This window comes from Protofrankia sp. CiP1_Cm_nod2 (genome assembly GCF_920664355.1).
Classification (GTDB): Bacteria; Actinomycetota; Actinomycetes; order Frankiales; family Frankiaceae; genus Protofrankia.
In genome coordinates, this window is record NZ_CAKKTL010000355.1 from 1 (window position 1) to 3,756 (window position 3,756).

Genomic DNA, 3,756 nt, shown 5'->3' on the forward strand with positions numbered 1-3,756 from the left:
GGGCCGGGCTACGGGCAGCCGGCGCCGGGCCATGCGCAGCCCGCCGGGTACGGTCCGGCCGGGGGCGCCGGCGGCGTCCCGCCCCAGCCGACGCCCGGCGGGTTCGGGCCGACCGAGATCCTGCCGTCCCAGATCCAGCCGGTGGCGCCGGGTGCGCTGAACAGCCTGAGCCCCTACCGGGAGGTCCCCGCGGCCGGCCGCTGGACGCAGCAGAACGGCAAGCTGGTCCGGGCCACCCTCGGCCAGGGGCCGGAGGTCCTCGCCCTGCGCGGGTCGATGGTCGCCTACCAGGGCGACATCGACTTCGACTACAAGAGCTCCGGCCTGCGCGGGCTGATAGAGAACAAGCTCACCGGGCAGGGCCTGAAACTCATGACCTGCAAGGGCCGCGGCGAGGTCTTCCTCGCCCAGGACGCCAGCGACCTGCACATCGTCGAGCTCAACGGCCAGTCGCTGTGCGTCAACGCGCGGAACATCCTGGCGTTCGACAGCTCCCTGCGCACCGAGGTCAGGCGTATCGAGAGCCCCGGCATCCCCGGGGGCGGCTTCTTCCACTTCGAGGTGTCCGGGCAGGGGACGATCGTGGTGATGACCAAGGGGACGCCGATGACGCTGACCGTCGCCGGGCCGACGTTCGCCGACATCAACGCCCTGGTCGCCTGGACGTCCGGGATGCGGGTGAGCGTGTCGACCCAGGTGCGCATCTCCCGGCAGATCTACTCCGGCAGCAGCGGCGAGTCCCTGGCCCTGCAGTTCATGGGTTTCCAGGGGCATTTCGTGGTCGTCCAGCCGTACGAGGTCTAGAGGTCCAGCTGCCGTGTGTGACGTTCTGGCCCGGGCCGAAAAAGCGCGCGAGCATGTTCTCCGCCGCGGCTTCGACGGCTCTCTGACCGTGGAAAGGAGGCGGCCGTGTACGGAACACTGATGGATCATTTCGGGCAGACGCAGATCATGGACCGGATGAGCAGGCACGGTTCCAAGATCGTTAAAGTGGTCATGCAGCCCGGGCAGGACCTGTTCGCCCGGACCGGATCCATGATCGCCTATGAGGGACTGATCGACTTCAACCCGCAGCCCCCGCAGCTCGGCCGCATCGCCTCCTCGTGGGCGACCGGCGAGGGCGTGCCGCTGATGACCGCGACCGGTCAGGGCCTGCTCTACCTGGCCGACTACGGCAAGGAGGTCATCGTCGCCCAGCTGGCCGGCGAGGGCCTGTCCGTCAACGGCAAGAACATCCTCGCCTTCGACGCCAGCCTGCAGTGGGGGATCGAACGTGTCCGCGGGGTCAGCATGCTCTCCGGCATGGGCATGTTCAACGTGGTCATCCGCGGCCACGGCTGGGTGGCGATGACCGCGAAGGGCAGCCCGGTCGTGCTGGACACCCGGGAGGCGCAGACGTTCGTCGACACCGACGCGCTCGTCGCCTTCACCGACGGCCTGCAGGTCCAGCCGCGGCGGACGGTCCGCCTCGGCGGACTGATCGGCCGCGGCTCCGGTGAGGCGTTCCAGCTCGGCTTCTCCGGCCAGGGCTTCGTCGTGGTCCAGCCCAGCGAGGACGAGCGGCCGAACTTCTCGGTACGCGGCTGACGCGGCTGACGCGGCTGACGCGGCTGACGCGGCTGACGCGGGTGATGTGAGTGATGCGGGTGCCACGGCTGGTGCGGACGGTGCGCGGGGCCGCTCCGGGGGCCGCGTGTGACGTGCCGGCCGCGCACGGGCGGGAGCTGCCGGTGACGCGGCGTCCGGCCTACTGCGCGGCACGCCTGGGTGAGAGGATTCGATGATGAGCCACGGTGGATTCGGCGGTCCGCCCGCGGGCGGCTACCCCGGCGGCGCAGCTTCCGGTGGATATCCTCCCGGTGGATATCCGCCTCCGCCCGGTCAGCCGGGCGGCTACCCGCAGCCACCCGGCCAGCCCGGCTACCCGCCAGCCGGCGGCCAGCCGCCGGGATACCCACCGGCCGGGTATCCGCCTCCTGGCGGGGCACCGGGCGGCTACCCGGGTGGGCCGGGCGTCCCACCCGCTCCACCAGGCCCGCCCGGCGGCCCGGCGGGCGGCATCCGCGGCAGCCTGCTCGGCAACCCCGAGGTGCAGTCCCAGGAGCGTTTCACCCTGCAGAACGGCAAGATGCTCAAGGCGACCCTCGGCGCCGAGGGGATGCGGGAGTTCTACGCCCGCAAGGGCGCCATGGTCGCCTACCAGGGCGGGGCCACCTTCGACGCCCACTGGGAGGGCTGGGGCCGTCAGTTCCGGTCGCTGTTCCAGGGCGGCGAGGGCCTGAACCTGATGAAGGTCTCCGGCGGCGGCACGGTCTTCCTCGCCTACCAGGCGCAGGACGTGCACATTCTCGACCTGCGCGGGGACGGGCTGTCAGTGGACGGCAAGAACGTCCTCGCCTTCGACGCCGGCCTGCACTGGGACGTCGTCCGCATCGACTCCCAGGTGTCGATCGCCGGGGCCGGCAGCTACCAGGTGGAGCTCTCCGGCAACGGCAAGGTCGCGGTCGTGACGTCGGGCGCCCCGCTGGTCATGCACGTCACCCCGCAGAACTACTACTTCGCGGACGCCGACGCGGTGGTCGGCTGGTCGTCGAGCCTGCAGGTGTCGATGCAGGCGGCGGTCACCTCGTCCTCGGTGTGGCGGCCGCGCGGCAACACCGGGGAGAGCTGGCAGATGCAGTTCTCCGGGGACGGGTACGTCATCGTCCAGCCCTGCGAGCTGCTGCCGCCGTACAACGCGCTCGCCAACGCCGGCCTCGCCGGGCACTTCGGGCTCGGCGAAGCCGGTTTCGCCGGCAACCAGCTCCAGGGCCACCGCGGCGGCCCACCGGGGCACGGAGGGCACGGAGGGCACGGCGACGGTGGCCTCGGCGGAGCGCTCGGCGGCCTGTTCGGCAACCAGGGCGGTCGCGGCGGTCTCTTCGGCGGTCGATAGCCGCAGGGTTCGGCCGTTGGTCGCTCGGGCGGCTCAGCCGTCAGCCGTCAGGGCCGCGGCGGCACGCTCGGCTTCTCGTGCTGCCCGGCCCAGCAGCCCAGCTCTCATCCACCGTACGGTTCTCGGCCGCGAGAATATTCGATCATGAGAATGAGTACGTAAACGGCTGCCATAACGACCGCTTGTTTCCTCGTTCTCGTGATCTGAAGGTCTTCGGTGGGGGATATGTCCGGTCGACGTTGATATGAACGTGTGTTGTCGGGATGACCTTTCAGGTGCTGGGGGAGCCAGGTCTTCCGGGGTAGCGCGGGGATTTGCAACGAAACCGTAACGACGTCCCGGACAACCTGCGGTTCTGGTCTCGGAGTAGGGCGTGGGATTGCAACCCGGGCGGGTCCGGACTCGTCGTACCTGGTGTGGGGCAGCTATCTTCTCGGCGTACAGATTCCGGACGCGGTGACCACGGCTTCGTGTTCCGCTCGGCAGCCGACGGCCGTGTGCGGCCGGAGCGGCGGGCGCGAGAGCGGGCGGCGGAGCGGGTGGGGGTCCGCATGAGCAGCCGGCGGCGCGCGTCCGGCTGGGGGGCCCGGCTGTGGGCGAAACCGTGGCTGGGGACCAGCGCCGGGATCCTCGGGGCCGCGCTGATCGGCTGCTCCCTGTATCTGTATGCCATCGGGGGTGGGCGGAGCGGCGGTGCGAACGACCAGGCAGCGGTGCTCAGCGCCGTTGCCCCGCCGCGTGCCACCCCGTCCACCCCTGCGGGGCCGCTCCCCGGCGCCGCGCCACCCACCTCGGCCGCCCCGCCGTCCGCGCCGGTGGGC

At 71.2% G+C, this 3,756-nt stretch carries 3 protein-coding genes and 1 pseudogene; all 4 read left to right on the forward strand.

The annotated features are described in order from the left end of the window. Positions 1–804 (forward strand): AIM24 family protein (locus NBW84_RS23215; protein WP_250287390.1); only part of this gene is annotated, 804 nt, incomplete at its 5' end. Positions 805–909: 105 nt separating this feature from the next. After that, positions 910–1,587, forward strand: coding sequence for an AIM24 family protein (locus NBW84_RS23220; RefSeq protein WP_250287392.1), 678 nt, complete (start codon positions 910–912; stop codon positions 1,585–1,587). 196 nt (positions 1,588–1,783) lie between these two features. Further along, positions 1,784–2,935, forward strand: coding sequence for an AIM24 family protein (locus tag NBW84_RS23225; protein WP_250287394.1), 1,152 nt, complete (start codon positions 1,784–1,786; stop codon positions 2,933–2,935). A 551-nt stretch (positions 2,936–3,486) separates the two neighbouring features. Then, a pseudogene (locus NBW84_RS23230) lies at positions 3,487–3,756 on the forward strand (hypothetical protein); the annotation flags it as partial.

Coding starts and splice junctions, on each gene's coding strand:
- NBW84_RS23225 (WP_250287394.1), top strand. CDS start 1,784: ATGAGCCACGGTGGATTCGGCGGTCCGCCCGCGGGCGGCTACCCCGGC.